We start from the raw sequence: 24,319 nt of genomic DNA, 5'->3' as shown, positions 1-24,319 counted from the left end.
TGATCTGATTTTACGGCAAAAACCTTTACTGGAACATAAAACTGCCTAATTTGGTTTAACATAAGTTAAGCTGTAATTGGTAGAAATGGAATCTCTTACATGATTCTCAATTAATTAACCTACCTTTGCGCTTTATTATTTAGAACACTACTTATAATTCATGCAATCTTTTGAAACCTTGGGTTTATCCAAGGAAATCGTAGGAGCAATCCAAAAATTAGGTTTTGAGAATCCTACACCAATTCAACAACAAGCCATACCGGTTCTTTTAGAAGAAGACCAGGATGTTGTTGCTCTTGCCCAAACAGGTACCGGAAAAACTGCGGCCTTCGGTCTGCCTTTAATTGACCTGATTGACGACTCTGACAGAACTACGCAGGCTTTGGTTCTTGCGCCTACTCGGGAGCTCTGCCTTCAAATAACAAACGACTTTCATAATTTTTCCAAAGCTGTAAAGTCATTGAATATCGTGGCTGTTTACGGCGGATCAAGCATTGTCGAGCAAATCAGAAGTATTAAAAAAGGAGCGCAAATAATTGTTGCTACTCCCGGACGACTTATGGATCTGCTTTCACGTAAAGTGATAAACCTGGCGGAGATCCGGTTTGTGGTACTTGACGAAGCTGATGAAATGCTGAATATGGGTTTTAAAGATGATATTGACCATATCCTTTCCCATACCTCAGATGAAAAAAACGTTTGGTTGTTCTCTGCCACAATGCCTCGTGAAGTACGTGACATTGCTAATAACTACATGAATAGTCCGCTGGAACTAACAGTGGGAGAACGAAATCAAAGTAATCAGAATATCGATCATCAATATGTGATTGTTGATGACAAGGATCGATATCTCGCCTTAAAACGTATTGTAGATTATAACTATGATATTTTTGGTGTAGTATTCTGTCGTACAAAAGCTGATACACAGCGTATTGCTGAACATCTTATTAAAGATGGGTATAATGCAGATGCACTACACGGCGACCTTACTCAGCAGCAACGCGACAGGGTAATGAAGAATTTCAAGTCAAAAGCACTCCAGATACTGGTTGCTACTGACGTGGCTGCGCGTGGAATAGATGTGAATAATATCACGCACGTAATTCACATGAATCTTCCTGATGAAATTGAATTCTATACACATAGAAGCGGTCGTACGGCCCGTGCAGGAAGAAAGGGTATTTCAATAGCCTTGATTAACAGAAGGGAAACCCAGAAGATCAGGCAAATTGAAAAAATGATTAAATCAAAGTTTACGCACCAGCTTGTTCCTACGGGTGTAGAAATTTGCGAGAAGCGGGTACTCAATATTGTGCATCGTCTGCGTGAAGTAAACCTAATCGAAAATGAAATAGCTCATTTTCTGCCGTCTGTTTATGAAGCGCTGAAAGATTTAAGTAAGGAGGAGATTATAAAGAGATTTACCTCTCTGGAGTTTAATCATTTCCTTGACTATTACCGTGATGCTCCTGACTTGAACAGAAGCGAGAGAACGGAAAGAAGTGAACGCGATTCAGCAGGCGGAAGATATGTTACTGGAGATCGGTTATTTATTAACCTCGGGAAGATGGACGGCCTGGATGCCAGTAAATTACTGTCACTCATTTGCGATAGATCTAACATAAGCAGACAGAAGATCGGTAAAATAGACCTGAAAGGTGCTTATTCTTTCTTTGAAATAGAGAAGGCTTTTGTGGACACCGTTCGCGATCACCTGCATGGCTTCGAATACAAGGGCCGGATGGTTAGAATTGAAGTTACTGAATCACGCGAAAGTGGTAGATCAGGTGGCGGAAGCCGACGTGAGGAATCCAGGAGCAGGGGAGGAAGTAGAGATCGGGATACCTCGAGAGATCGTAAAAGGTCAAGAAGGTAATACAAAATAATACAGTGGAATAATTAGCCGGCCAATCGGCTGGCGTAATTATTCTTCTGTTGCCACTTGAAATAATGGCTTCTTTACAAGCGTACTGTCTGAGTTAGTATCATCTAGGATCTCCTTATTGTTCTCAACAAAGTCGTTGTACTCCATAGTAATACGATCGTACTCTGCGCGGTAATTGTTCACGCGTTGGTCAGCCAATCGAATATTATCTACTAGTTTTTGAAGTGTGCTGTTATAGGCAAATTGTCTTTGAGACTCCGCAAGGCTTATTAATTCGCTTACAAGTGAGTTTGAGGCAAAATCATATTCCTGGATGATATCCTCATTTGCCATTGTCTTTTGCGTATACCTGGATTGCTTCAATTGCTGCAACCTTTCTTCATAGGATTTAATTTCGTCCTGCTCTACAGAACCTGAGATCTGCAGTTCATGCAAGACGTCATGCATGGCGTCTATCTTAAGATTGTCATCACTTATCATTTCATTCCATACAGCAAGAATACTGTCTTGAAACTGCAGGTAAGTGTCTGTTACAGAATCGGCTTTGGTGAAATTTGCTGTGTCTTCATGGTCGGGCTTTTCGCTGCAGTTATAAAGCAGAATAGAACAACACGAAATTAATATTCCGATAAAGCAATGTTTATACATGTTTGGGCTCCCTTAACGCCAGAAACGGGCGAAACTAGAAAAATGTTTTAACAGAGATACACAAATTGCTGTTGATGTACTGTTTGCCTTAAAATTAATGATTACACCGGGAAGGAGCCGTCAGTATTTAGCCTCATTTAAGCACAAGATGCGATAAGGCTTAATGATAAATTTAATTAAAAGAACCGGCAATAATTTGGTTAAGATGATGTTTCAAATGTCTCAAATAGTCTTCGGCGAGCCACTTTATAGTATGATCACTGCCATTATTTGATGTTTTACTATGGTTCTCTGTCGGCATAATGGCTAGAACATCACATATCCGAAGGTTAAGCAATTTCCATAAAGTAATAATTTCTTTACTGTCACCTTTTTGATAACCATTTGCCAAAAACCAGAAATCTTGGTTATAGACTATAGTTGATGGAGTTGTTTCGTACTGCCCACAAATGAACCTTCTGATGTTGTTTTGGGCTGAATCAATAAGATGACCTAATATTTCTTTTTTACTCCATTTATTCGGAAGAGCTTTATAAGAAAAGTCGCCCTCACTTATAGCGTCAAGTTTTACAAAAAACTCTTCTGTTATACTTCTTAATTCATTTGCTATCGAAGTCATTGACCTAAATTAAGATTGGCGCATGCATTAACGAGAGTTCGACTAGAAGGTTGCCGCTTCGCGCATTTTTCAGCGTTCCTAAACTGTACATTTTTTTGTTGTACAAATTCTCCAAAAGTTTCATCTTCAATCCAGAAAACTTTATAACACATCAGAGAGATAAGGTATAACTTTAATAGGGATTGTTGAACCTGAAGCAATGATGTGGTGCTGACATCAGTTTCAGCTGCAAAGGCAGTAAAACATTAAGAGGTCTGATTATGAAATATATCGATTTCCTTTGGGCGCTGGATTACCTTTCACGATACTATCCCAAGTATCATAGCCACGAAATATTAAATCTTGCTGACGATATCTGGAAATGGTTAAACAACGAGTTGCCAGAAAACAGTAGCTCGCTCATTTACCTCAAAAGCGTATTTAACTCGCCGTCAGAAGCAATAAAAGCCCTATGGAAAGAAATTCAGCTTATGGCGGGACCGTTCATGAACAATAATTAGTGAACCGCCAGCAATAATAGACAAACGGCTATTTCGGATTCTGTTTCAGGCCGTTAACCAACATGTCAGAAAGCTGAACACCAAGCTCTATGGGTTCAATAATTCCGCCAGATGGATCATACCACATCGGCATCCAGTTTAATGATGAAAAGAGGGTCATAACAGCAAGCTTGGTATCTATAGTACGCTTAAACTCGTCTTTCTGTACCCCTTCTTCTATGATCTTCTTGAAACGATTTATGTAGTTAATTCTTAATAGAAGAAAATCCCTTAAGTAAGGCTGGCTTAAATGGCGATGCTCATTCATAAATACTGCTGAAGCAGTCAAGTCTTTAGCCATTACCTGAATATGACCTATAATACCTCTGCGAAGTTTTTCGCTGGCAGAAACATTTTGCTTTTCAACCTCTTCAAGAGACTTCCTGAACTCCGTAGCCATGTCGAAGCAAAGGCTTCTCAGAATCTCTTCCTTAGATTTTATGTGCGAGTATAAACTTGCAGCCTCAATACCTAGCAATTGAGCGAGATCGCGCATAGAAGCTGCAGCATAACCTTTTTCTTTAAAAAGCTCTGCGGCTTTTCTAATCACTTGTTCTTTTCTCGATAAGTTTGCAATCGCTTCTGTCATAGTCATCAAAAATATACAAAATTATTCACAATTTCACAGCATTCACGTGCACCCTTCCTACTTTAACCATGAATTCAATTATGGTTGTTTTTTTAACGTCTTTTCATTTATGAATTGCTAGTGTCAATAGTAATATGTCTTTACAATTTTACTGCAACTAAAAGTTTATACCCATTTCTTTACAATCAATCTTGCCTAAAAATGAGTTCTCTTGGCAGTTTTTCTTGTCGTTAAAAAAATCAATCAGTACGTAAAGGACAAGAACTAAGGCAAAAACTTAAAAAATATTTTGAATTAACAATCGTTCGTTACAACGTTGGAAGGACTGTAGGTTTATTACCAAGTAGTTGGAAGGAGAGTTAGTTAATTTTAAAAAGGTCGTTGACCAATAATGAAGTGTTGATGGGAGATGAAGGAAGCTCCATAGATGGAGCCTCCTGTTTCAATTTCAGAATATGATGCCGAAACTTACAGCATTGAGTTTAGGCCCTTTGCCTTCAACAAAAAGTTCGTTAATGTCGTAGTTGATGAAGAAATCAGTAGAGCGGAAACCAATTTGAAAACGTACTCCGTACCTGAGATTACTTAAATTAAAACTTCCTCTTTCCTTCTCTTTTTCACGATCCCCGTCATCTTTGAATACAAGCTTTGTTTTGCTTGCCAACCTGTAGCCTACATAAGGTCCTAAGCCTATTCGGAACTCACTTCCATAGCCGTCCCACATCTTCGGTCTGCGGCTGTGATCACCAAGATCGAGCACTGGAATTAATGACACATTGAAATACGTTGCACTAAGCTTGCTCTTGATATGATCAACGTCACGTGTGTCTAATACAAACTCAACTCCGTCGTCCGTTCTTTGGACCATCACGTTATCTTTTTCAAACTTAAAGTTATACCAATTTAATCCAAGACCCCACTCAATAAAGAAGTTACGTGCTAGCCTTGTGCGTTGTGTTGAATTAATACCAACGTACCACGAGCCCCATGGGCGCACAGCATAGAGATCATCGTCAGCATTCGGAAAGTCACCATCACTAATATAGTTATTTATTCCAAGGTCGAAATTGAACGACTGCCATGTACGTCCAGGACGGTAATCTCTTTTCCTTACTTTTTCTTCCCAAGCTTCATCATCTTCTGTTTCTTCATCATCATGCTCCTTCTCTGTATCCCATTTCTCCTCGTTCTGTTCGTGCTCTTCGTCATTCTTCGCTATGGCGTTACGTGTTGTGTCAGTAGCTGATGTGTCAGATCTAAGTCTCTGAAGAATGTCTTCAAACATCGCCTGAAAATTATAGTGTTTCAGTATTTCAAGATCCGATTTGTCTTTAATAGTAAAAATAATCTGACTCGTTTTAGCTAAAGGAACGATTACCGTGTCTGCCTGTTGCTGCGCTTTAAGCACACTCCCTGTAAGTAGAAGCAATAAGCCTATGCATACTTTTTTCATAAATTACCTTTTTTGACTACGTTGTTTTTCATTTTTAAAATTCAGCGCGAGAATTTCATTTTTCTTCTGCCGCAGATCGCCGAATGGGTCTTGGTTGTTTCCCAGATCATTCGCTTTATCTAACAGCTTTCTCAACGTAGATGTCTTTTTACTTTCAGAGGTTGCTTCTTCTATTTCATTTTTGTTAAGATACTTTTCGTTAATTTCTTCCGCCTCATAAACTATCGTTAAAGATTTTTGAGCAGTAACATTTTTGCTTTCAGTAACAGTTGCCAGTTCTTCTGTTGATTGCTCACCAACCCTTTTTGTTTCCTGTTCATTTAAATGAGCGATAGGATTTTGCGTTGCAAATTCCTCCTGTTTCTCGTGCCTTGGAGCAGGAATGTTATCACTATTCTTGTTCGTTTGCCCGGGTTTTTCTGTTGCCTTACGCACTGATTGTTTACTTTGGGCAGGCAATGGATTTATCTTGTTTGATGAGGTGTCTGGTATAACAGCTTTAGGAATTTCAAGTACATTTTTTTTAACACGAGGTGCAGTGCTTTCTTCCTTATTCGTTAAAGCAAGTTGAGATTGCGAATTATCTTTTAGATTCAGAAAGACTAACGTTGTAGTGCAGATTATTAATACACTGGCGGCAACCTTCATCCAGATATACCTGTCCTTCTTTTTATCCAGCTTTTCAGCAACACGGTTCCATGCAGTTGTAGGTACTGGCTTTGAAAAGTTCTTTAATTTCTTCTGAAAGAATTTATCTGGTTGCTGATTCATCTTTTCCCGATTTTGATTTTGAAATCCATTCCTGATCTGCCAACAATTTTTGAAGGTATGTCCTTGCCCTGCTTAGTTGTGATTTTGAAGTATTCTCACTTATCCCAAGGTGTTCTGCTATCTCTTTGTGTGAATATCCATCAATAGCATACATATTAAAAACTACCCGGTAGCCAGATGGCAGCTGCTGGATCATATTTAACAGGTCTTCTTCTGCAAGGTGGTCGTCTAATTGTTCGTAGTTAACTTGCCGGTCTGCTTGGTCTAGTTCTGTTTCAACATACATTGCTCTGTTTCTACGAATGTAGGTGAGCGATTCATTAACAATAATTCTTCTTATCCAGCCTTCAAAACTACCTTCTCCCTTAAATTGATCTATCCGTTCAAAAATCTTTGTGAAAGCTGTTACCAGAATGTCTTCAGCTTCCATAGCTTCACGCACGTACCTGTAGCATACAGCGTACATTTTGCCAGAATAAAGGTCAAAAAGCTGTTGTTGCGCATTCCTGTTGCGCTTTATACAGCCTTTGATCAATTCGTCTTCTTTTGCCCGGTAAATTTTGAATTCCATTTAAGATCTTGGTGCTAAGATGCACAAATGGATAAAGGGGTTGCTTGGGATGTTTAAAAAAGTAGCAGAAATGTAAAAAACAGAGAAAGGCGCTTTATAATTGTTATAGAATGCTGCATTTAATAGGCAGCGCTATAATTTACCTGAAAAGTTACTTCTGTAAACTTCTTCTTTCTTACTGCTATCACGTTTATTCTTCTCTGGTCATCAAAAAGATTGGCAAACAAGCCCTCAGGTTCCTGTGTAAACATAGAATATTCACCCTCGGGCAGTTTAACACAGAAAAAGCCGTTGGCGTTGCTTTTTACTTTAGCTACCAATGTCCCTTCTATCTCAGTAAAAAAGCCGCTTCGTTGTTTGGTATGCTCGAGAGAAACAGGTTTATAAAAGAGAATCTCTCTTTCAACACCTTTCCCTTTTTCAGTTTTTTTATTGGGGCCAGGCATTTGGTTGCCAGTAACCCAAACAATATTACCCTTGATGCCCTGCTTCTGAGCAGCAGCATCAAGGGTAATGGTTAGCATTGCAAAAAGAGTTATTGCCAGTAGTTTCATATAGTCAATACTTTTTGCAATAAATGTACCGATTAGAATAGCATGCTTATCAGATACATGATCAGGAAAAGTATAATAAAGGGCATAGTTTGAGGGTTTTGTTTGTAAGTTAATCTTTTCTTATGATTTCTGGTCTCCCTCGGTAATCAATTTTGCTGGCAGTACCTTCATCCATCTCCAGCGTTCCGGATACATTTACTTTGGCCTTTGAAGCGCCCGAGGTTTCCACAAACGCATCATGCACCTCAAGCCCATAGGCATCCAGTTTGGAAGCAAGTTCGATTCGTGCATTCAAATTGTTTACGTTTCCTGTAAGGTCTGCTTCAGAGCTCCCGGTAAGATGAATGTCTAATTTATGAGCATCCAGATCACCCCTTAACTTTATAGGACCTCGTAGCTCGATGTCAATATTGTCATTTGTAAATTTATCAACACGAATGTCTCCTACACCTGTAGCTTCAATCTTTTCAAGGTTGGGCATCGTGATCTTGATTTCTACCTCTTCAATTTTCAAATCCTTCAACTTCCAATCAAAATCTTTTTTGTTATGGTATTGAATAATTAGAGTCTCCCCAGTTTGCTCAATGTCGTATTTTGTTTTGGCTTCCTCTGATCCAATCAATTCTACATTGTAAGAATCTCCTGAGATAATTCGGACATCAAATTTCCCCCTGATCTCCAGTTCGTCAAAATCAGAAAGATTAGCAGTGTTGGTGTTTTCTGAAACAGGACAGCTAATACATTCTAATCCATTTTCTGTCATCTTCCACGTATTTCCGTCAAGATATTCGCCATCTACATAATTAGTAATGAATCTTGCCATGGGCTCATCCATTCTAAATGGTGCATTGTATGGAATGAAAAGAGTTACATCAACACGTTGTGCTCTGAAGATTGCATTGGGTTTAAATATCAGGTTGTTATCAAATGTAAAAACTGAATCATTTACTGCTATATGATATTCAACCATCTTAGCATTTTCAATTGCTTTCGAGCGTGATACTCCCTGTGATTCAAATGTTTGTACCACGCGGAAGTAGGGCTCAGCATGTCCTTTCAGGGTTAAGTTTGCGGCATCATAGTTCTCCATCTCATCCATCTCGTTTAAGTTAAGAACTGCAGTCTTTCCGGTTACCTGATACGTGTTTTCAATTACATACTTACCTTCTTCCTTAAAAGAAAAGATCATACTTGGAATTTGAACGGCTACAATGGCCGAGCTTATAAAGAACAATACAAACAGAGACCAGCCTACAGCAGCGTTAAATACAATTCGTTTAGCTATTACTGAAACTCCTAACAAAATCACAAACACACCAGGTACAATGGTCGCAACCGCTGAGGCTACTGTTAACCATGTAGGGAACGCACGCAGAAAAGCATTCACTACCTCGTTCATTTCAGAAACCCATGGTACTACAAATAATGCTGTAGCAAAGAGCGCAACCATTCCCAATACAAACGCGATTCCTGTAAAAACGATAAACACCCCAACTATTACCCGTACCACTTCTACTAAAGGTCCTAACGCTTTGCCTAGTCCATTTAAAATAATTCCTATTAGACGAAAAGGGAATAAGACTATTTTAGTGAAGATATCTTCATTTGCTGTTTTCTCAGACTGGCTTTTTTTTAAGGAAGACTCAATATTTGATAACGTCACAGGTTCGCCTTGCATTTGCATCTTATCAGTCAGGGTGCGTGCTTCAGGAAGCACGATCCACAAGACGATATAAACAAACAGTCCTAGTCCACCGAACACAGCCATTATAATAAACAGCACCCTTACAATAATAAGGTCAATTCCAAGGTATGCAGCTACTCCACCTGAAACACCTCCAATTACCTTACGTTCCGGATCTCGGTACATCTTCTTTCCTACCACAGGCTCATCCAGATCATAGGAGCCGGGAACAAGAATCCACATCACGATGTAAACAATAAAGGTAACACCATAAGCAAATGTGAGCACCGCGAAGATTAGTCGTATCCAAAGAGCATCAACATTAAAGTAGTTGGCAAGACCTGAACATACTCCTCCAAGAATCTTCCTTTTCTGGTCTCGATGCATTTGTTTGGGAGGCGTATAAGTGTATGCTGTATTGCTACTACTTGTATTTTCCTGGTTTGTTGAATAGTCAGTGCTTGTAAATCCTCCTGCAGTAGCTTTAGGAATTTCTTCCTGTTCTTCTACTGCGCGGAAGTCACTTACGCTTCCCATCGTAGTCACCAGTGAATTTACATCGTCAACAGTAATTACTTGCTTCTCCTCGTTAAGCTTTGATAAAAATATTTCAGCAATACGACTTTCTATATCTGCAAGTATCTCACTGCTATCTTCAAATGTTGAGAAATACTTATTAATTGAATCCAGGTATTTTTTTAGAGTTTCGTATCCATCTTCCTCAATATGGAATATGATACCGCTGATGTTAATACTGATATTCTTTTTCATATAGATTTAGAGAGTCGTGTTAAAGTTAGTAGTGGATTTTGTAGTAATCATTTGCGTTGAATGAACAAGTTCATCCCACGTTTCCGAAAGCTTCGCCAGAAATTTGCTCCCTTTATCAGTAAGCTTATAGTACTTTCTGGGTGGCCCCGACTTGGATTCGATCCATTTGTATTCTAATAGTCCTGCATTCTTCAGGCGCGTGAGCAGGGGATAAAGGGTACCTTCAACAACAATCATTTTAGCAGCTGTTAACTCATCCAGCATATCTGAGGCGTAAACTTCGCCACGGCTAATGATATGAAGGATGCAATACTCCAATATTCCTTTTCTCATCTGTACTTGTGTGTTTTCAAGGTTCATACATCCGTTTTAAACCATCTGCTTTTATAACGGTAAAAGTACTATGCATGACCAAGTACCTGTTGTGCTCAGAAGAAATATTGTTTGTAATTTATTGATTATCAGTAATAAAAAATATTGGTTGGATTTCAATCCTAAGAAAAGGATTAACTGTTGAGTTGTAAATTCGTTCACTTGTGAACAGGCTTTTGTTCATATCTGTATAATTCTTTTGGAAGTTGTTAATGATAAATCTTAAAGATACTTGAATTAAAGCAGCATTTTTAATGAATTTATTTATCTCATTCTTCTAAATCCGTCCTTTAATATGTGCTGCCTCTTTTATCATTTAAAAGCACTACGAGTGGAGGACGAGTGCAGCACGAGTGGAGAATGGACTCTGCGCGGATACGGCTCAGCCCTGATGTGACTTAGCATCGTGTGAAGTAAGTTATCATTAAATTGTGAAGAAATAGATGATAATATTCGTCTATTTGAATAAAAGGAACCGCAATCTTTATTACCTGTAAACTTACCTCGTCTTACTACAGTGTATCCACCTTTTAGGATCAATCACATCTTGATACCTTTAAGTTTTAATGAAAAGGTTAGTAGTCGTTTTCATAGCTTTATATTCTTTCATCCATCCGTTGTTTGCTCAAAATGGTAACGAGTGGATTAATTTTAGTCAGAACTACATCAAAATCCCCGTAGGTAAAGATGGTATCTATAGAATATCCTATTCGGCCTTGCAATCCACGGGCCTCCCGGTAAACTCTTTAGATCCCCGTAAGTTTCAACTTTACCACCGGGGTGTTGAACAAGCGATACTTGTAGAGGGAGAAAATGACGGAAAATTTGATTCGGGTGACTTTATTGACTTTTATGGCAGAAAAAACGATGGTACCCTAAATAAATCGCTCTATAAAGATCAGGCTTATCAGCCTCACAACTATTATAACCTTTACAGTGATACCACCAGTTATTTCCTTACGATAGCTTCAGCCAATGGCAAGCGTATCAGTACTTACCAGGAGCCAAACATTGGACTTCCCGCGGAAACCTATCATCTCAATGATAAGTTACTTCTGTTTACCAACGATTACGCACAAGGTAAGGATTCAGGATACATCATAGAATCTTCTTTCGATGAAGGAGAGGGGTGGATGGGGTCTGTTATTCTTCACACCGATGGCGCAGCATTATACACAATTAATGATATTGTTAAATCTCAGTCCTCGCAGCAGGCACCCTCGCTTGAGTTGGTTGTTACGGGAAGAGGGCCGCAGCAACATACCATCCAGGTTTTCGTCGGACAGTCATCAAGATTAGCTTCAACTTTTAATATTATAGGTTTCGGAAGCGTTAAAGTTACCCAACAAATTCAGTGGAGTGATATCGCATCTAACGGCAGTTTAAATGTAAGCGTGAAGGTCAGTGGCGTAGGCGGAGGTCCTGCAAGGGCAAGTGTAAATTATTTAAAGTTGACTTTTGCACAAGAGCTTGATATAACAGGAAACGAACAATACTACCTTAATATTCCTGCTAATAACATCGGTAAATCATTTGTTCGCATTAAAGGTGCAACATCGGCCACAAGAATCTTTGATGTAAACGATCCTTCCAATATTCAATTAATAACAGGTCAGTTTAACACTACCTTAGATGCAATAGTGAGATCAACTATTTCAGGTAGAAGGCTTCTGGCATCATCAACTGTGATCACTCCTGTTTTAAAAAGAGTTAGCTTCACGCCTGTTAGTCCTTCGTCTTTTAATTATCTGATTATTACAAACAGCATACTGAGGAAGCCTGCTGGGGGCTATTCAGATCCTGTACAAGCCTATTCAGATTATCGTGCTTCTCCGGCCGGAGGAGGATACCTTCCCAAGATTGTTAACATCAACGATCTGTATAATCAGTTTAGTTATGGAGAGCAAACTCCTGTTGCCATTTTTAACTTAATGAAGTTCCTGGCCGCTACCAGGCTTCCTGATTATTTATTCATTATAGGAAAGGGATTGGATGTATACTACGACTATTACAGAAAACCATTTATCTATCCCATTTATAAAGACCTCGTGCCCTCATCGGGCACGCCTGGCTCTGATGTAGCTTTTACCGCAGGCCTTAATGGAACAACTTATAATCAGGCAGTGGCAACAGGGCGTATTACCAGCACAACACCTCAGGAAGTTGCAGCTTACCTTAATAAAGTAAAAGAAACAGAAGCAAAGCCTTTTAATAGTTTAAGAAGAAAGCACGTATTGCATCTCAGTGGTGGTATCGAGGTAGGCGAGCCACAGGCTTTTAGAGGTTACCTTGAGAACTTTGCAGCTACCGCAAGAAGTTTCTACCTCGGCGGTAAAGTCTCTGCATTTGCCAAACAATCAACTGATATTAAGCTTATCAATATTTCTGACGAAGTAAATGCAGGGGTGAATCTCGTTACCTTCTTCGGTCACTCGTCTCCTTCTACGCTCGATTTTGATGTAGGATTTGTAAGCGATCCTGTAATGGGATATAACAACAAAGGAAATTACCCCGTGTTGCTGATGAACGGTTGTGATGCTGGTGCTTTCTTCTTGAATATGGAATTGTTTGGTGAAGATTGGATAAACACGGCTGATAAAGGTGCTATCGGTTTTATAGCACATACATCTTATGGCTTTGTATCTCCCTTAAGAAAATACTCAGGTCTGTTCTACCAGGTTGCCTATGGCGATTCAACATTTATCAGCAAAGGAGTAGGGGATATACAAAAGGAGGTTACGCGCCGCTACCTTCAGAATGCTTTCGCAGATGCATTAGATATAACACAGGTTCAACAGATGGTATTACTTGGTGATCCTGCTGTTCGCCTTTTTGGGGCCACGCGTGCCGACTATGCTATCCAGGATGAGAACGTCTCGTTGTCTTCATTAAATGAAGATCCGGTAACCGCACTATCAGATTCCTTTGCGCTTACCTTCATCGTTAGAAATTACGGACAGGCAAAAAACAAACCGTTACATGTGCAAGTGGTAAGAACCTTGAGTGATCGTTCTACGGTTACATATGATTCTGTTTACAGCAATCCTGTCCTTTACAGCGATACTTTAAGCTTTATTATTCGGGATAAGAATTTGAAGAGTGCAGGCAATAATACCTTCGAAATAAGAATCGATGCGCTCGATGTTGTTGAAGAATTAAGAGAAGATAACAATACTGCTTACCTGGATTATTTTATCCCTTTAAACGGCACACTAAACCTTTTTCCAAGAAAATTCTCTATTGTTACTAATATAAATACCAATCTTTCATTCCAGCATTCTGATATCCTTTCAGGTGAACGTGAATTTCTGGTTGAACTTGATACAACCAATACCTTCGACAGTCCTTATAAACACGCCTTCACAATAAAGTCCACTGTACTCGCCAGGCAGGCAATAACATTGCTTAGCCAGGATTCGCTCACATACTACTGGCGTACAAAACTGGCTAACCCAACTGATAACGAAAGTAGAGATTGGGCCGTAAGTTCATTTACATACATAGCTGATGGACCAGAAGGATGGACTCAAATGCACTTCCCTCAGTTTCTTGATAACAGTACAACAGGCTTAGTACGAGATCCGATATTAAGAACATTAAGGTTTGAAGAGACATTAACTTCATTGAGTCTAAAGACGTTTGGATCTGGTTCATCTACCTCGCCAACTGCTGTAAGCATTAAAATTAACAATGCAGAGTACAACCTTCAGCAGCAAGGCTTTGGCTGTAGAACCAATACAATCAATCTTATCGCATTCAATAGAAATTCAGCAGTGCCCTACATTGGCATCCCATTCACGTGGTATAACCGTGCAGGACGCACTTGCGGAAGAGAGCCTTGGGTTATTAACAGTTTCGATGTAACACAGCTCGCAATGGGCTCAGGTGATCTGATTGAATATATCGATAATATTCAACTCGGTGATTCAGTTGTTCTGTTTACTATTGGCAATGCCGACTTTGCTCACTGGCCAATTCAGGCAATTACAAAACTTCAGGAGGTAGGTATTGCAGCATCACAGATACAATCTTTGAAACCGGGTGAGCCTGTAGTGATCTTCGGAAGAAAAGGAATTGCTGCGGGTAAGGCAAAGATTAATGTTGCGGGTGGATTAACACCCGACAAGGCTACACTAGAAGTCCAGAAAACAATTACGGGTCGTTTTAGCTCAGGGGAAATGAGATCAGTCTTGGTAGGCCCCGCGCAACGCTGGAAAGCGATGTATGTAAAAACAAGCGCAAAAGAAAATGTAGATCAGGTGACTGTTGAAGTCTTTGGCGTGAAGGTGGATGGAGCCGAAGATTTCCTGACAACTTATGTAAATGGTGTCTTAGACCTCGCAACCATAAATGCACAAGCTTATCCTACACTCAGACTTGTATACAAAGTTGCTGATGATGTCAATCTAACACCCTCTAAGTTAAATAATTGGATAGTAACCTACGACCCAGTAGGGGAGGGACTGATCTTTTATAAGGGCAATCGGGAACAAATCGCACTTTCAGAAGGTGAAGTATGGACAGGTAAATATGGTTATGTAAACGTAGGTGATAAAGTGTTTCCTAATGCTATTTCTGTTTCTACAAAAGTCTTTAACTATAAAACATTAACGTCATCAAGTTATACATCTTCCATTCAACCTCCTGCTCCTGGAGATACTACTTTATTTTCTGTTGCAGTTAACACCAGCGGAAACAAAGGAGTTAATGATGTTTCAGTATTTGTTAACCCTTATATATTTCCTGAACAATATTATGAGAACAACATTTTCACACTGAATAAATTTCTGAATGTAACAGATGAAACCTATAGCCCTGTGTTGGACGTTACAGTTGATGGCAGGTATTTAGAGAAAGATGAGTTTATTAGTCCTTCTCCTAAAATAAACATTGCGCTTTGGGATGAGAATAGAACGCTTTTGAAAAGAGATACTTCCGGTATCAACGTGTTCTTAGCTTACCCTTGCGAAACTGGCGATTGCGCTTATACACGAATTTCCTTTCAGCGTGCTGATGTTTCCTGGGCACCAGCAACGGATAGCTCCGACTTTAACATCCTCTTTACACCTTTCGATCTTCCGGATGGTCATTATAAAATGCGCATTGAAGCGAAAGATCAGTCTGGTAATATAGCAGGAAAGGAGCCTTACGAGATTACGTTTAATGTTAAATCAGAAGTAACCGTTTCACTTCTTGATCCTTATCCCAATCCGGTTTCAAGTGAAACCTATTTTAAGTACATTTATACAGGCAATAGCGCTCCTGATAATGTAGCAATCCAAATATTCGATTTAAATGGAAAGCCTGTTCAAACCATCGATCACAGGAGTTCTTACATAGGTTCAAATATTATCACCTGGTCTCCCGCCGAGGCTGATGCTGATTTGCCCAACGGTATTTATATCTATCGGATCATTCTTCAGGCCCAAGGAAAGATTTATGAGAAGAGAGGAAAGTTGTCACTCATCATCCATTAAACTAATCCTGGATGTGAGTTAAGCTAGGGGTTCTATATTCAATAATAATAGCTCATTTGAAGTGATGTGCGGAGAGCCAGTTAAAACCTTATCGGAATAAAAGAAGAAAGATTCGCCCTTTATGCACCCGCAAAAAAAAGACAACACGTAAAGTGTTGTCTTTCTTATATGAACCCTGATAAAATTAATCTCTGTAAAGCACTGCCTTTACTGCCTTAATTGTCTTCTCAACATTAGGCAATATCTCCTGGATAAGGGTAGGAGCATAAGGAAGTGGTGCATCCAGGCTATTCACACGGTGAATAGGAGCGTCAAGGTAATCGAACGCGTACTTTTGAACATGGTAAGTTATCTCAGAAGAAATAGCGGCTAACGGCCATGCTTCTTCAACAATAACAAGACGATTCGTTTTCTTTACCGATTCAACTACTGTAGCATAATCGATAGGTCTAACCGTACGAAGGTCAATAACCTCTGCAGAAATACCCTCCTTCTCAAGTTCTGCGGCAGCAACCATGGCTACCTTTAAAATCTTACCAAAAGAAACAATGGTAACATCACTTCCAGAACGCTTCACGTCGGCCACACCAATAGGAATAAGATATTCTTCCTGTGGTACTTCACCTTTATCACCATACATGAGTTCAGACTCCATGAAAATCACAGGGTCATTATCACGAATAGATGACTTTAGTAGTCCTTTTGCATCGTAAGGGTTAGCAGGAACAACCACCTTCAAACCAGGGCAGTTGGCATACCAGCTTTCGAAATTTTGTGAGTGTTGAGAGCTTAACATACCTGCGTTTCCTGTAGGTCCACGGAAAACAATAGGAACATTAAATTGGCCCCCAGACATTGACATCATTTTTGCAGCGCTGTTGATAACCTGGTCGATAGCAACAAGCGAGAAATTGAAGGTCATGAATTCAATAATGGGACGAAGACCGTTCATCGCTGCACCTACACCTACTCCAGCAAAACCAAGTTCTGCAATAGGTGTATCAATTACACGATCAGGCCCAAATTCATCTAACATCCCCTGGCTTACTTTGTAAGCGCCATTGTATTCAGCAACTTCTTCACCCATTAAAAAGATACTGGCATCACGCCTCATTTCTTCAGTCATGGCTTCGCGAAGGGCTTCCCTAAATTGAATTTCTCTCATACGTTTTAATAAGGTGCGTAAAAATAGTATCTGGGGTGGGATTGACAAAACGTGAAACCCAGAAAGCTCAAATAAAAAACCCTTTCCATTTACTGGAAAGGGTTTTTTTATAAATCCAATGTTGTTTCGTTACTTAAGAGCGTTTTTAAATGCTTCAGTGGCAGAGAATTTAGCAAATTCAAGGTCACTTAAAGCACTTTCTTTCAACTGAGGATCTGCTTTTACTGCGCTTGTAAGGTTGCTAACTACATTTTCAGCATTTCCTAAACGAGCAGATGCAATAGCAGCACCATAATATGCAAGTGCAAAGTTGCTGTTTTTGCCAGTTGCATCTTTGAAAGATGTTAAAGCGTTTTGATAGTCTTTGTTAAGAATTTGAGCTAAACCTTTGTTGAAAAGGTTGTCAGCATTGTCAGTAGCTGCTGAAGCAGAACCTACTGCATCGCTATATTTAGCAAGGTAGATTTCAGAAGCTGCCTTAACACCGTTTAATCCGGCACCATTATCACCACTCAAACCAGAAGCTCTTTTAGCATGGTCGTAAGCAGCGTATGCATTGCCTTTCAGCATATATGCAGATGCCATGTTAGCATGAACTTCAGGAGAATCCTGGATTTTAGCCGCAATTTCTAATTGAGCAAGTGCTTTATCTGCTAAAGAAGAAGCATTAGCTTGGTTTTCAATAGCTTGTGCAATGTACACTGCACCAAGGTTGTTATGTGCATTCCAGTTAGTACCTTTTTTAGTAGCAGCTTCGTAGATAGCAGCTTTCTCTTCTAAAGAAGGAGTTAAAGTAGCAGCGTACATCATTTCTTCGAAAGAAAGTGTATCAGCACTTGTTTGTCCTTGAGTAACTTGTTTAGCTAATACAGAGATTTCTGCATCTGTCTTTTTATCCTTAACAGTTAAGATTTCAGTTTTAGCTGTTCTTAATTTAGGATAAACTTCGCTGAATACTTTTTTGTAGTTAGGAAGTCTCTTCAACTGTTGTTCTTGGTCTTCGAATGTTCCACCGCTGTTAACAACATTCAAATATTCCGTCTTTTGTTCCGAAGTAAGACCTTGGTAATTAGCCAATTCATTTTTGAAACCTGTCCAATCCTGGATAACTGGCTTAAGAATGAATTTAATAGAATCTGCCATGCCTTTGTAATCGTACTTCTTCATTTGCTGACGATAGTATTTTTCGATAGCAGCAGCACGATCTGGAGACAGTTTTGAGTTCACACGCTCAGCACCTTCAGGTGAGTGAGTACCAGTGATTGATACGGTACGTGTAGCATTTTTAGAAGCGATAAAAGCATCTAATTGCTTTCCTTTAGGAGCTCTTGTTTCAGATGTTCTTAAAACTGATCTTCCTTGTTCGAAAATGAAGTCAGGAATAATAACTGGAACAAGTTCTTCCTGGTTGTTATATCCATGATCTGCGTAAGCAGCAAAATACACAGGTTTTACAAGTTTAGAAGTTGTAATAACACCGGTCGCAACTTGCATACGAGCTGTGTTCTTTGTTTTAGAACCTTTAGCTGCAACACCTTCTACTTCCAATACACCAGATCTCATAGCCGGAGCATAGGCAAACGAGAAATTCTTAGTAACTTTTGGTTGCTCAGTTTTGGCGTTTGGATAATCTTCAGCTTTAAATGGAATAGGATCAAGGGCCACCTCTTTCTCACCGTATTTGTAATAGGTGTTTACTGTATAGGTTGTTCCTTTTTTCAACATTTTCACAGGAAGATTTGCTGCCATATCGAAGGTCACGGTGTCTTTGTGAACTTCTAGCGGATTTGGCGTTACTGTGAGTTGTTGATCTTTGGACATTTTAACCATCTTGGGAAGCGTACAACCCGAAAGGCTCAGTGCACCGATGACTAAAAATGAGTAAATAGGTTTTCTCATTGGATTTAGAGTTATATTGATTTTTAAGGGTTTAAAACTAAACTTATGTGTATTTTTTTGCAATAATACTCAAAAAAATAAGAATTCAGCGACAATAACCCTAGTGTTGGTATGTTATATTTGTAAGCCGGATTTTTGGTCGATAAATGAACTTTTAAAGTAGGTGAAACTCTAAACGTATGAATATGAGCGTTTCTATGCAGAAAATCCAGGATTTTTTCGAAGCTTATGCCTTTGGAGTATGTACTCGGTTAGGGGAAAAGCTGGGTATGGCAACTTCCAGCATAAGATTATTCTTTATTTATGCTTCCTTCCTAACCTTCGGCTCACCGGTTCTTATCTATCTTGCACTAGCTTTTGTTATGAATATGAGAAAGCATTTGAGAAAAAGAAGTCCCATATGGGATTACTGACCTCAGTTCCCACTGTTATCAATCCCTCCTGATATCAATCTTTCTTCTCCTCAGCAAATAGAAGGCGGCAACTACTGAGCGCTTGTATATGTTTTTTCTTGAATACGTTGGGAACTGCTGATGAAGCGCCTTCCGTTTGATGGCATGTTTACGCAGACTCGAAAAGAAGGCAGCATGCGCCTGAATAACACTTAAACTATTCTTTGTTTTTCCTTTTATAAGGAACATTAATGCCGCAAGCCAGTCCAGTAAAATCCTGAGGGGAAGCTTATAGCATATTTCTCCCGCGTCTAAATGCTTGTAATTTACAATAAGGTTATTTCTGAAATTAAGGAATGTCTTTCTTGGGCTCTCGTAGCCTAAAGTGCCTGCACCAACATGGTAAACTTTGCTTTTGCCATAGTATAAGATGCGATTTTCTGTTCTTTGAATCTTCCAGCACAAATCAATCTCCTCCATATGTGCGAATAGATCTTCATCTAATCCACGAAATTGATGAAAGACGGAAGATCTGATCACCAGACACGCTCCCGTTGCCCAGAATATTTCTTTGATATCATCGTATTGCCCAAGGTCTTCTTCAAGAAACGTGAAAAGACGCCCGCGACAAAACGGATATCCAAGAAAATCCATGTAACCTCCAGCAGCACCGGCATATTCAAAAGCCTTTTTGTTTTGATACGATAAAATCTTGGGCTGAAGCGCGGCAACAGTAGAATCATTCTCAAGGATGTTGATCATGGGCTCAAGCCATCCTGGTGTTACTTCAATATCTGAGTTTAAGAGTACATAGTACTTTGCTTCTATCTGCCTAAGCCCTCGGTTATATCCTCCACAAAAGCCGAAGTTTTCCTCAAGTGCCAACCATTGAACTGAAGGAAAATCTTTTCGTACAATGCCTTCTGAGTCATCACTTGAGCCATTATCTACTACATATACAGTTGCGCTTGGGGAATAAGCAACGACAGATGGTAAGAACTGGCGAAGAAATTTTGCGCCATTGTAATTGAGAATGACAACAGCAGTCTGTGTCATCCCATCATACCACTTAAATCAAGACCAGGAATGTTAGGTATTAATCCCTCTGTACTTTTTTTCATCTCTTCTTTTGCCATTGTATCTGCTTCTTCTGCAGCTTTATTTACTGCGGCAACTATTAAATCCTGTAATACAATTTTGTCTTCGGCTTTAAGTAACGTAGGATCAATATCAATACCGATGAGCTGACGTTTTCCATTAACAGTAACTTTTACCATTCCACCTCCTGATTCACCGGTAGCACGAAGCTTCCCTAAGTTGTCTTGTGCCTCTTTTATGCGGGCTTGAACTTCCTTCATCTTGCCCATCATTTTCATCATATCAAACATATTGCTGTTGTTTTGGAATTGATTGATAAAATTAATATTAAATATTATACCTGTTATTAAATAGCTTTTGCTTTTATATAATAGATACCTTTATAAGAAGAGCCACTATCTTTTTTTCATTAGCACTACTGTGCCAGACTTTTTAAACGTCCTTCCAGCTTTATCCCTGATGGTAGCAACAAAAGTATAAGTGCCTTCGGGCATAAGGTTGCCCCTATACGTGCCGTCCCATCCTTGTTGAATTTCAGATGTTGTAAACATCAGCTCTCCCCATCTGTTGAAAATGTCCATTTGGAAATTCTCAATGTATTGTCCATATACATTGAAAATATCGTTAAGACCGTCACCGTTTGGGGTAAAGGCAGTAGGATAAAATAGATTAGGCTCTTTAGTTAATACGATCCTGTTCGAAACACTTTCGCTAACAGTATTATCGTTAGGGAAGGCACGCACTACATAGATGAAGATTTGCACATCCAAATCTTGTGTGGCATCAAGGTAGGTTGTAAGTGTTCCCGCAGGAATAGTAGCAATCAGTTGTCCATTCGCATCGTATCGCTCAATCACATAATTATTAACACCATTTACCCATCCCGTATAGGCAGTCCAATTTAATTGAATGGAGTTGTCGTTATTAACATTTCCGGTTAAGATAATTGGACAGCTTTCAATGCTTAAATCACTTGTGTTGCCACAGATGTCATCATATTTTATCTGATAACATGAGGGACTTTCCTGTAAATAACTGTTGTCACTAAAAGTTGCATCATTAGTTTCTCCAAGTGTAGTTGTTGTGCCATTGCTGTTTTTAAATAGTGTAAACTTCGCAGGAGAAAACGCCGGATCCATTTGCCAGCCTAATGTAACTTCGTTGTCTCCTACAATTGAAGAAATATTACTGATTGCCGTAGGCTTATCTGTTGAAATAGCAGTACCACATTTTGGCATTGATATACTTTGAACTGCCAGGCCATTAACATTGGCATAGTTCATCGTTAGCTGATAACAATACTGCGTACCGCAATTAACATCTGTATCAATAGAAGAATTTCCGGTAACATTAAAAGTACTTGGTGTTCCTGACGTAATTGTTCTTTCTATGGTTTGACTCACCACCCCGGCGTTATTAGTTATCCAGTTTAACCGGTTCTGATTGTTCTCCGGAGTAAGATCAAAATTTGAACTGCATACAACGTTGGATAGTTTAAATGCATTCGTGCAGGCATCAATAGTAACAACACGAAAACAATAGTAGGAGTCATCCCCCCGTAAATTTCTTACAGTATCAATTGTTGTATTGATAATTGTTTTAAGAAACTGAAACGTGGTGTTATTATTCTGAGCAATCTCTATACGGTAAAGAACATTGGGTATGCCATTAAATTCAAGTCGCGCACTCGTAGCATCTAATACCTTAACTTGTGTAAGGGTAGGAGTAGGAATTGTTGCAAGAGGTATAACCTGCACGTTAGTTGCAGCACAGTTATACGCAGCCCCCATGTCGTGCCCGCGCACTGAAATGGTTCTCGGATTGCTATTTCCATATCCATAACGATTTGTCCCGTTAGGGCTTATCGTTACTTCATCAGGATTAGGCGCATTGTCATAATCTATAATGTACTCACTATATCTGCTGTCATTCACGGTAACAACAACTTCATTACCACTACAACTGGCTACCTGTACAGGCGGAGGTACATTTTCAACTATTGTTATTTGAAGATTGTCTTCCTGATCTCCGTAAATATATCTCAGCGTATAAATTCCAGGATTGTTATAGGTAAAAGAAGTGTTGGTAATAATTGGCATGAAGTCTTCTTCTCTTCCTGTAAAGCTTACAGCGCATGCCGGATTTGGATCGCTTGGGTTCCCCGCCGGATTCCCGCAGGTAACCAAAGGAGTTAATTGAATAGTAAATCCCGCACATGCTTTTACCTCGTTTACCTGAAAAAAGCCTTTCGGACTCATTTTCGGTTGAGCATTCAACACGGTTGCTACTCCCAAAATAAATATGAAAAGACAGGCAGATCTCACTATTACTGATCGTTAAGCGGTAAATCTCTTAAAAAATATTCTGCTTTTTTAATATCGTCATGTAATAGACGGTCATCCTCTATAAACGGCACTTGATGCCTGAAAGTATCTACAAGGGCCTCGAGTTTAGAAGAAGTTCTTAACGGTCTCCTAAATGCAAGTGCCTGTGACGCAGTTATCAATTCAATAGCCAGTATCGAATAAAGGTTATTTACAATCCTGTACGCTTTGGTAGCAGCATTTGCTCCCATGCTTACATGGTCTTCCTGCCCATTGGAACTCACAATACTATCTACGGAGGCAGGTGTACTCAATTGTTTGTTCTGGCTCACCAGAGAAGCAGCAGTGTACTGGGGTATCATCAATCCTGAATTAATACCCGGATTGGCCACAAGGTAATTAGGCAAATCGCGTGACCCGGATATCAATTGATAAGTTCTCCTTTCCGAAATGTTACCTAATTCTGAAAGAGCAATAGCGAGAAAATCTAACGCAAGTGCCAGGGGTTGTCCATGAAAGTTTCCCGCAGAGATTATCGTGTCTTCGTCAGGAAAGACTAAAGGGTTGTCGGTAACACTGTTTATTTCTGTAAGAAATACCTGTGTAACATAATCAATGGCGTCAGAGCTTGCTCCATGAACCTGCGGAATACAACGAAATGAATAAGGATCCTGTACGTGCCTTTTACTTTGCGAAATCAATTCACTGTTCTCTAGCAAAGATGAAATATGCTGAGATACCTTTGCATGTCCGCCGTGAGATCTGATTTTATACACAAGCGGAGAGAAAGGCTCTATTCTTCCATCAAATACGTCGAGCGATAACGCTCCTATAACATTCGCCAGTTTTAAAAGCCTATGAGCATGCCAGACAGCCCAAATACCATAGGCACTCATAAACTGTGTTCCGTTCAACAATGCAAGGCCTTCCTTTGCTTTTAGATGAATGGTTTGCCAGTTGAAAATTTGATTTACTTCCAGCGTCTGATATACCTTATTCTGATACTTTACTTCTCCTAGCCCAAGTAATGGTAACGATAAATGCGCTAATGGAGCCAGGTCACCCGATGCCCCAAGCGATCCCATTTCATATACTCGGGGAAAAACATTGTTGTTATAGAGGTCCACCAACCGTTGTACTGTTTCTACCTGTACACCGGAATGGCCATACGCTAGTGACTGGATTTTTAAAACTATCATAAGGCGCACAATTTCGCCTGGCACTTCAGCGCCGGTGCCGCAGGCGTGCGACTTTACTAGGTTCTCCTGTAGTTTCTCAAGTTGATCAGTCGAAATGTTCCTGTTATAGAGTGATCCAAAGCCAGTGTTAATGCCGTACAACGGATCACGGGTACTTTTCAGTTTCTCGTCTAGATAGCTTCTGCACCTTGCAACTTTTTTCTTTACATCTTCAGAAAGTTGAAGCTGAACATTACGCTGAAAAAAAACGTCAATGTTATCAAGTGTTAATCGGTCTTCAGAAATAGAATGCGTTACAGTTGGTGCCAT

Annotated in this window: 19 protein-coding genes; 4 read left to right on the top strand and 15 right to left on the bottom strand. The window is 39.6% G+C overall.

Features of this window, described 5'->3' with window-relative positions; genetic code table 11:
• Positions 1-160: 160 nt before the first annotated feature.
• Positions 161-1,876, top strand: a complete 1,716-nt coding sequence (locus tag KK060_RS03750) for a DEAD/DEAH box helicase (protein WP_254152275.1) — start codon at positions 161-163, stop codon at positions 1,874-1,876.
• 48 nt (positions 1,877-1,924) lie between these two features.
• Here KK060_RS03750 and KK060_RS03745 read toward each other — a convergent pair whose 3' ends face one another.
• Together KK060_RS03745 and KK060_RS03740 are read right to left on the bottom strand one after the other, a co-directional pair.
• Entirely contained in the window at positions 1,925-2,533 is a 609-nt protein-coding gene (locus tag KK060_RS03745; RefSeq protein ID WP_254152273.1) for a hypothetical protein, read from the bottom strand.
• Between the two features lie 172 nt (positions 2,534-2,705).
• Positions 2,706-3,152 carry a DinB family protein gene (locus tag KK060_RS03740; protein ID WP_254152271.1) on the bottom strand — a complete coding sequence of 149 codons (447 nt, stop codon included), beginning with the start codon at positions 3,150-3,152 and terminating at the stop codon, positions 2,706-2,708.
• A gap of 260 nt (positions 3,153-3,412) precedes the next feature.
• On the opposite strand from KK060_RS03740, the gene KK060_RS03735 reads away from it, so the two are divergent.
• A complete protein-coding gene (locus KK060_RS03735; protein ID WP_254152270.1) occupies positions 3,413-3,652 on the top strand; it encodes a hypothetical protein in 240 nt (79 codons plus the stop codon).
• Between the two features lie 28 nt (positions 3,653-3,680).
• Here KK060_RS03735 and KK060_RS03730 read toward each other — a convergent pair whose 3' ends face one another.
• The 7 genes from KK060_RS03730 to KK060_RS03700 form a co-directional block, all read right to left on the bottom strand.
• Positions 3,681-4,280 (bottom strand): TetR/AcrR family transcriptional regulator, encoded by a 600-nt coding sequence (locus tag KK060_RS03730; protein ID WP_254152268.1) that lies wholly within the window; start codon positions 4,278-4,280, stop codon positions 3,681-3,683.
• Between the two features lie 448 nt (positions 4,281-4,728).
• The gene (locus KK060_RS03725; protein ID WP_254152267.1) at positions 4,729-5,733 is read right to left on the bottom strand and encodes a hypothetical protein; all 1,005 of its coding nucleotides are present in this window, start codon (positions 5,731-5,733) and stop codon (positions 4,729-4,731) included.
• Positions 5,734-5,736: 3 nt separating this feature from the next.
• A complete protein-coding gene (locus tag KK060_RS03720; RefSeq protein WP_254152265.1) occupies positions 5,737-6,504 on the bottom strand; it encodes a hypothetical protein in 768 nt (255 codons plus the stop codon).
• Positions 6,485-7,075, bottom strand: coding sequence for an RNA polymerase sigma factor (locus KK060_RS03715; RefSeq protein WP_254152263.1), 591 nt, complete (start codon positions 7,073-7,075; stop codon positions 6,485-6,487). The genes KK060_RS03720 and KK060_RS03715 overlap by 20 nt, the downstream gene beginning before the upstream one ends.
• 119 nt (positions 7,076-7,194) lie before the next feature.
• A complete protein-coding gene (locus KK060_RS03710; protein WP_254152261.1) occupies positions 7,195-7,629 on the bottom strand; it encodes a carboxypeptidase regulatory-like domain-containing protein in 435 nt (144 codons plus the stop codon).
• 109 nt (positions 7,630-7,738) lie between these two features.
• Positions 7,739-10,084 (bottom strand): PspC domain-containing protein, encoded by a 2,346-nt coding sequence (locus tag KK060_RS03705; protein WP_254152259.1) that lies wholly within the window; start codon positions 10,082-10,084, stop codon positions 7,739-7,741.
• A gap of 6 nt (positions 10,085-10,090) precedes the next feature.
• The gene (locus KK060_RS03700) at positions 10,091-10,444 is read right to left on the bottom strand and encodes a PadR family transcriptional regulator (protein WP_254152257.1); all 354 of its coding nucleotides are present in this window, start codon (positions 10,442-10,444) and stop codon (positions 10,091-10,093) included.
• Positions 10,445-11,022: 578 nt separating this feature from the next.
• On the opposite strand from KK060_RS03700, the gene porU2 reads away from it, so the two are divergent.
• Entirely contained in the window at positions 11,023-15,933 is a 4,911-nt protein-coding gene (porU2, locus tag KK060_RS03695) for a putative type IX secretion system sortase PorU2 (protein ID WP_254152256.1), read from the top strand.
• Positions 15,934-16,117: 184 nt separating this feature from the next.
• Here porU2 and KK060_RS03690 read toward each other — a convergent pair whose 3' ends face one another.
• Together KK060_RS03690 and KK060_RS03685 are read right to left on the bottom strand one after the other, a co-directional pair.
• A complete protein-coding gene (locus KK060_RS03690; RefSeq protein WP_254152254.1) occupies positions 16,118-17,098 on the bottom strand; it encodes a pyruvate dehydrogenase complex E1 component subunit beta in 981 nt (326 codons plus the stop codon).
• A 129-nt stretch (positions 17,099-17,227) separates the two neighbouring features.
• On the bottom strand, positions 17,228-18,997 hold the full coding sequence (locus KK060_RS03685; protein WP_254152252.1) for a tetratricopeptide repeat protein: 1,770 nt from the start codon (positions 18,995-18,997) through the stop codon (positions 17,228-17,230).
• A 179-nt stretch (positions 18,998-19,176) separates the two neighbouring features.
• Here KK060_RS03685 and KK060_RS25330 point away from each other — a divergent pair, with 179 nt between their 5' ends.
• The gene (locus KK060_RS25330) at positions 19,177-19,410 is read left to right on the top strand and encodes a PspC domain-containing protein (protein ID WP_437124569.1); all 234 of its coding nucleotides are present in this window, start codon (positions 19,177-19,179) and stop codon (positions 19,408-19,410) included.
• An 18-nt stretch (positions 19,411-19,428) separates the two neighbouring features.
• Here KK060_RS25330 and KK060_RS03675 read toward each other — a convergent pair whose 3' ends face one another.
• From KK060_RS03675 to hutH, 4 genes are all read right to left on the bottom strand, one after another.
• Positions 19,429-20,445 carry a glycosyltransferase family 2 protein gene (locus KK060_RS03675; protein WP_254152250.1) on the bottom strand — a complete coding sequence of 339 codons (1,017 nt, stop codon included), beginning with the start codon at positions 20,443-20,445 and terminating at the stop codon, positions 19,429-19,431.
• The gene (locus KK060_RS03670; protein ID WP_254152249.1) at positions 20,442-20,777 is read right to left on the bottom strand and encodes a YbaB/EbfC family nucleoid-associated protein; all 336 of its coding nucleotides are present in this window, start codon (positions 20,775-20,777) and stop codon (positions 20,442-20,444) included. Before KK060_RS03670 ends, KK060_RS03675 begins: the two co-directional genes overlap by 4 nt.
• A gap of 105 nt (positions 20,778-20,882) precedes the next feature.
• Entirely contained in the window at positions 20,883-22,745 is a 1,863-nt protein-coding gene (locus KK060_RS03665; RefSeq protein ID WP_254152247.1) for a T9SS type B sorting domain-containing protein, read from the bottom strand.
• A gap of 68 nt (positions 22,746-22,813) precedes the next feature.
• Positions 22,814-24,319: a histidine ammonia-lyase gene (gene hutH / locus KK060_RS03660; RefSeq protein ID WP_254152245.1), complete on the bottom strand. Its 1,506-nt coding sequence runs from the start codon at positions 24,317-24,319 to the stop codon at positions 22,814-22,816.

The sequence above is a fragment of the Chryseosolibacter indicum genome (assembly GCF_018598585.1).
GTDB classification, from domain to species: domain Bacteria; phylum Bacteroidota; class Bacteroidia; order Cytophagales; family Cyclobacteriaceae; genus Chryseosolibacter; species Chryseosolibacter indicus.
The sequence above is the reverse complement of the archived record's forward strand: the minus strand, read 5'-3'. Positions and strand labels throughout refer to the sequence as shown.